Annotated in this window: 7 protein-coding genes and 1 pseudogene; 4 read left to right on the top strand and 4 right to left on the bottom strand. The window is 63.9% G+C overall.

All coding sequences use genetic code 11. The features are described from left to right. A pseudogene (locus tag ACFDTG_RS08375) lies at window positions 1-417 on the bottom strand (phosphate acyltransferase); the annotation flags it as partial. A 28-nt stretch (window positions 418-445) separates the two neighbouring features. Then, on the bottom strand, window positions 446-625 hold the full coding sequence (rpmF, locus tag ACFDTG_RS08370) for a 50S ribosomal protein L32 (RefSeq protein WP_375290574.1): 180 nt from the start codon (window positions 623-625) through the stop codon (window positions 446-448). 280 nt (window positions 626-905) lie between these two features. On the opposite strand from rpmF, the gene ACFDTG_RS08365 reads away from it, so the two are divergent. Both ACFDTG_RS08365 and ACFDTG_RS08360 read left to right on the top strand, forming a co-directional pair. After that, complete coding sequence (locus ACFDTG_RS08365) at window positions 906-1,307, top strand: MAPEG family protein (RefSeq protein WP_375290573.1); 402 nt, start codon at window positions 906-908, stop codon at window positions 1,305-1,307. Beyond that, a complete protein-coding gene (locus tag ACFDTG_RS08360; protein WP_375290572.1) occupies window positions 1,307-1,906 on the top strand; it encodes a hypothetical protein in 600 nt (199 codons plus the stop codon). The genes ACFDTG_RS08365 and ACFDTG_RS08360 overlap by 1 nt, the downstream gene beginning before the upstream one ends. Here the strand turns inward: ACFDTG_RS08360 and ACFDTG_RS08355 are convergent. Beyond that, the gene (locus tag ACFDTG_RS08355) at window positions 1,891-2,532 is read right to left on the bottom strand and encodes an MBL fold metallo-hydrolase (protein WP_375290575.1); all 642 of its coding nucleotides are present in this window, start codon (window positions 2,530-2,532) and stop codon (window positions 1,891-1,893) included. The two genes, ACFDTG_RS08360 and ACFDTG_RS08355, sit on opposite strands and share 16 nt — an antisense overlap. A 229-nt stretch (window positions 2,533-2,761) precedes the next feature. Between ACFDTG_RS08355 and ACFDTG_RS08350 the strand changes: the two genes are divergently transcribed. Together ACFDTG_RS08350 and ACFDTG_RS08345 are read left to right on the top strand one after the other, a co-directional pair. Beyond that, on the top strand, window positions 2,762-2,917 hold the full coding sequence (locus ACFDTG_RS08350; protein ID WP_375290571.1) for a hypothetical protein: 156 nt from the start codon (window positions 2,762-2,764) through the stop codon (window positions 2,915-2,917). A gap of 88 nt (window positions 2,918-3,005) precedes the next feature. Continuing rightward, the gene (locus ACFDTG_RS08345; RefSeq protein ID WP_375290570.1) at window positions 3,006-3,395 is read left to right on the top strand and encodes a DUF1622 domain-containing protein; all 390 of its coding nucleotides are present in this window, start codon (window positions 3,006-3,008) and stop codon (window positions 3,393-3,395) included. 99 nt (window positions 3,396-3,494) lie between these two features. Here the strand turns inward: ACFDTG_RS08345 and ACFDTG_RS08340 are convergent. Further along, window positions 3,495-3,768: response regulator (locus tag ACFDTG_RS08340; RefSeq protein ID WP_375290569.1), on the bottom strand; the 274-nt coding region annotated here is incomplete at its 5' end.

Genomic DNA, 3,768 nt, shown 5'->3' with positions numbered 1-3,768 from the left:
GTTGTCCGAAAGCGTGGGTAGCAGCGCCGCGAGCGCCGGCCGGTCGATCCCGGGCATGGTGCGCAGCGCCAGCTTGCTCATCGCCATCAGCGCGCCGGTGTTGCCCGCGCTCACGGCGGCACCGGCTTCCCCGCGCTTCACCGCGTCCACCGCCAGACCCATGCTGGTGGTCTTGGCACGGCGAATCGCGCGCGAGGGCTTCTCGTCCCCCGCGACGACATCTTCGCAGTGCAGGATCTCGGACGCTCCGGTCAGGCCCGGATGCGATTTCAGCGCCTCTTCGATGCGGGGGCGGTCGCCCACCAGCAGGAAGTTGAACTTGTCATGCCGGCGCCGCGCAATCGCGGCGCCTTCCACCATCACGCGCACGCCTTCGTCCCCGCCCATCGCATCAACGGCGATACGCGGCAGGCTCATTGCACTCTCCGGCTTGCTTGGCTGACGGTCAGAGACCGACGGCGATGACTTCGCGCCCGTTGTAGTAGCCGCAGTGCGGGCACAGATTGTGCGGACGCTTCAGCTCGCCGCAGTTCGAACACTCGTGATGAGCTTCGACCTTCAGCGAATCGTGGCTGCGGCGCATGCCGCGGCGGCTGGGCGATACTTTCCTCTTTGGGACGGCCATGGCGGCACCTGTTCCTAAATCGTTTAACTGTCAATGCGATGGCCGCCGTAGGGGAAGCGGACGCGGCGCACAAGACTGTGGCGCGCGAACGTTCCGACCGTGGCGGTGAAGCGCCGGGCCTATAGCGAATTTCGCCGCTCTTGCAACCCCGCCCGCGCGACTGGCGGCGCGCGTGAATAGGGAAAGAAGCGGGGATCGGGGGAGAAAGGTGATCGTGCGATTGTCCACCACCCCCGCACCGCTTAGCTTGAAATTCGTCCAGCGCGTGGGAGAGCCTATCATGACGCCGATTGTCCTACCGGTCACTCTTTGCGCGGCAGCGGCCGCCGCCCTGCTCAATATCTGGCTGTCGGTCCGCGTCGGCCAAATCCGGCGCAGCGCCAAAGTCTCCATCGGAGACGACAACGGCGGCCCGCTCACCGCCCGGATGCGCGCGCAACTCAACTTCGTCGAGAATACCGGTTTCGTGCTTGTGCTGATCGCAGCGATTGAGCTGTCAGGCCGGGGCGGCGCATGGCTCGCCTGGGTGGCGGGCCTCTACATGATCGGCCGCTTCGCCCACGGGTTGGGAATGGACGGCGGCGCCCTCGGCGCGGGCCGGGCGGTGGGCACTATCTTTACCATGCTGACCCAGCTCGGCCTAGCAGTGGTCGCGGTGCTGGCCGCGACGGGGCGGATGTGATGAGCAAAGGCGACGCCTCTTCCGTGCTGGAAGCCCAACAATACGATGATACCGCTCCGCTGCGCACCCTGCGCGAGCGATTTCTCGCCACCAGCACCGTATCGATGCCGCTGGCGGGGATGATCGTCTGGGCGGCGCTGGGCATCGCGGGCTTTTTCGTGTCGCGCAGTATCATGGGCTGGCTGGCGATCTACGTCATGGGGGCCATTCTCCCGCTCGCCTTCGCCATCGAGAAGCTGCGCGGGCGCAATCCCTTCGTTAAAGACGTGAACCCGGTGACGCCCGTCTTTTTCCAGTCGATCGCCGGCATCGGCCTGATGTTTCCGCTGGTCATCGCAGCGGCGCTGGCTGCCGACAATCCCGACCTGATGGTGCTGGGTGTGGCAATCCTGGCCGGCGTGATCTGGATACAGTACGGCTGGGCGGCCAACGATCCGGTCGGGCTGCGCCATGCGATTGCGCGCGGCGTGGGATGCTATCTCGCGTACGGACTCGCCCCCGAGGGGATCAGGACATCGGCCATTTGTGGCGTGGTGGTTTTATCCTACCTCTATTCCCTCGTTGCGATGCGAAGGCCGGGCGTTCACCCCAGCGCGTAATCGCTGACGAAGGCGTTGGTCTTGCGTTCCTGACCGAAGGTGCTGGTCGGGCCATGGCCGGGTATGAAGGTCATGTCCTCTCCCAGCGGCCATAGCTTCTGCGTGATCGAATCGATCAGGTCCTGATGGTTGCCCATGGGGAAATCGGTGCGCCCGATGCTGCCTTGGAACAGCACGTCGCCCACCACCGCGAACTTGCTGGGCTTGTGCACGAACACGACGTGGCCCGGCGTGTGGCCGGGGCAATGGATCACGTCGAGCTCCAGTTCGCCCACTGTTACCGTGTCGCCATCGGCCAGCCAGCGGTCGGGCTCGAAAACCTGCCCGTTGATTCCGTATTTGCGGCCATCGTCGTCCAGCCGGCTGATCCAGAACCGGTCCGCTTCGTGCGGGCCTTCGATGGGCAGGCCCAGTTCCTCGGCCAACACGCCCGCCTCCCCGCAATGATCGATATGGCCATGCGTAATCAGGATTTTTTCCAGCTCCACCCCGGTCTTCGCGACAGCAGCCTTCAGCTTGTCCAGATCGCCGCCGGGATCGATCAGTGCGCCCTTCATTGTCGCGGTGCACCAGATGAGCGAGCAATTCTGCTGAAGTGGCGTAACGGGGACGATGCCCGCCTTCATCGCGGGCTGGCTGGGGGATTGTGTCATGCATCCGGAAATGGCGCTCATTGCAGTGCGGCGCAAGCCTTGCGGTCGGCGCGTAAAGGATAGGGAAGGACTTGATAAAAGTTGTCCGGTAAGTCTAATGGCTGCCAAGCGCTTGAACGATTGGAGTTGACCTGTGGCGATGCGATCGCAGGCCTTGCTTGACCTGTTCCACTGTTACAGCTTGCTAAAGGCGGCACGCACCATGGCGGAAGCATACCCCTCTGCCGATGCACAGGGCGCCCTGCGCCTGGCGGAAGACGATTTCGCCACAGCTGCCGAGGAACTGGCACGCATGACGCCCCATCTCGTCCCCTACCAGCACCTGATAACCTTCGCACCGGATCTCGCGAAAGGCTGAAATAGCGTCAGGGGCGACGTGGTGTGTGGGACCGCTACCGGAACGCTGCCACAGGTGCGTGCGTCTTCCCACAAAGGAGGGACGCGGGATGATGAATTTCGAGAGCTTTGCCGTGAACACCGCGCAAACGGTGACGCGGATCGTGGAACTGACGGGCATCGCCATCATCGCCGTGGGCGCCTTCGCGACACTGCTGATCTTTCTGTTTCGTTTGGCGCGCGGTCAGGACCGAGAGCAGGCGGTATCGAACCTGCGCTCCAACCTGGGCCGCGCGATCCTGCTGGGGCTCGAATTTCTGGTCGCCGCGGACATCATCAATACCGTGGCGGTCGAACCCACGCTCAACAGCGTGGCGGTGCTGGCCGGCATCGTCGCGATCCGGACGTTCCTGAGCTTCAGCCTGGAAACCGAGATCGAGGGACAACTCCCTTGGCGCCGCGGCAAGAGCCGCGAAACGAAGGAGGCGGATGCGAGCTGAGGTGGCGGGAATGGGGTGAAATTCGGACCGGCCCCTTTCAAGAGCCCGGCGCGCTAAGCCGCCGTTCGTTCGCACTTCCCATCAATGACAATGTAAACGTCATGCCATCGTCGACAGAAGCGCCAGCAGCGTTTGCGGCGTATAGGGTTTCTGCAGCCTCTCGCGATCGGCAAAGCGCGGTTCGAGACCGCCTGACGCATAACCGGTCGCAAAAGCGAAGGGAATGTCGCGATCCATCAAGACGTCCGCGACCGGGTAGCTTGTCTGGCCACCCCCCAGGTTGACGTCAAGCACCGCCAGATCAAACTGGGCGCTGCGAGCCATGTTCAGCGCCTCCGGCAGCTGCATCGCCAGCAAAACCGTGCACCCAGCG

Source organism: Qipengyuania sp. (genome assembly GCF_042095715.1).
Classification (GTDB): Bacteria; Pseudomonadota; Alphaproteobacteria; order Sphingomonadales; family Sphingomonadaceae; genus Qipengyuania.
This window is presented reverse-complemented; position numbering and strand designations above follow the sequence as displayed.

Excerpts from the sequence above, each read along its gene's own strand:
- ACFDTG_RS08365 (WP_375290573.1), top strand. The coding sequence starts at position 906 with ATGACGCCGATTGTCCTACCGGTCACTCTTTGCGCGGCAGCGGCCGCC.
- rpmF (WP_375290574.1), bottom strand. The coding sequence starts at position 625 with ATGGCCGTCCCAAAGAGGAAAGTATCGCCCAGCCGCCGCGGCATGCGC.
- ACFDTG_RS08355 (WP_375290575.1), bottom strand. The coding sequence starts at position 2,532 with ATGAAGGCGGGCATCGTCCCCGTTACGCCACTTCAGCAGAATTGCTCG.
- ACFDTG_RS08350 (WP_375290571.1), top strand. The coding sequence starts at position 2,762 with ATGGCGGAAGCATACCCCTCTGCCGATGCACAGGGCGCCCTGCGCCTG.
- ACFDTG_RS08360 (WP_375290572.1), top strand. The coding sequence starts at position 1,307 with ATGAGCAAAGGCGACGCCTCTTCCGTGCTGGAAGCCCAACAATACGAT.
- ACFDTG_RS08345 (WP_375290570.1), top strand. The coding sequence starts at position 3,006 with ATGATGAATTTCGAGAGCTTTGCCGTGAACACCGCGCAAACGGTGACG.